This window comes from Psychrobacter sp. T6-1 (assembly GCF_052258445.1).
The window spans coordinates 1-893 of sequence record NZ_JBQQFC010000599.1 but is presented as its reverse complement, the minus strand read 5'-3'; the positions used below and the strand labels follow the sequence as shown (position 1 = coordinate 893).

The following is an 893-nucleotide window of genomic DNA, read 5'->3' as shown; positions in this document are numbered from 1 at the left end:
GTAATACAAGGTCGTGAGATTGATGTATTAAATGGCTATTTTCCGCAAGGAGAGAGCCGAGATCATCCTACTAAGTTTCCGATGAAACGCGCTTATTACGCCGACCTAATCGATTACATCGTTACCTTAAAAAGTGAAGGGCGTACGATGATCGTTATGGGGGATATGAATATTGCACCAGAGGATATTGATATTGGCATCGGTGAGGCTAGTATGAAACGCTGGCTAAAACAAGGCAAAACCTCATTTTTGCCAGAGGAGCGCGAATGGTACGAGAGGTTGATGGCGTGCGAGCTGATCGACACTTATCGTTTGCATTACCCAGAGAGCACAGATTTTTATAGCTGGTTTGATTATCGTAGTCGCGGCTTTAATGATGAGCCCAAACGCGGTATGCGTATCGATCATATTTTATGCACGCCCGATTTGGTCGAACACTGCGTAGATGCTGGCATCAGCTATGAGCTACGCGCTATGGAAAAACCCTCTGACCACGCGCCTATTTGGTCGGTATTTGATTTAAGTAAAGACAATTAAATTATTCATATAAAAAGGAGACTGCCATGGCTGTTGGCGATATAACTATACCTGATACTATTTATGCTATTGATGGCATTACCTTGAGTGCAACGGCAGCTGGCTTGCGCTACAAAGACCGCGATGATTTAGTCATCATAAAAATCAATGAAGCGGCAACGACAGCAGTAGTGACAACCAAAAACACCTTTTGCGCCGCGCCCGTACGCGTTCTACGTGAGCACTTTGCTCATAGCAGTCCGCGGTACCTTATCACCAACACTGGCAATGCTAACGCGGGTACTGGTGCTGATGGTATCCGCCGCGCCAAAGATATTTGTAGAGCTTTGGCAAACAAAACTAGTGTCGATACTCAT

The 893-nt window shown here is 45.4% G+C and carries 2 protein-coding genes; both read left to right on the top strand.

What is annotated here, in order from left to right; all coding sequences use genetic code 11:
* Positions 1–537: exodeoxyribonuclease III (locus ACTXGO_RS14850; RefSeq protein WP_443575064.1), on the top strand; the 537-nt coding region annotated here is incomplete at its 5' end.
* Between the two features lie 26 nt (positions 538–563).
* Positions 564–893 (top strand): bifunctional ornithine acetyltransferase/N-acetylglutamate synthase (locus tag ACTXGO_RS14845; RefSeq protein WP_443575063.1); only part of this gene is annotated, 330 nt, incomplete at its 3' end.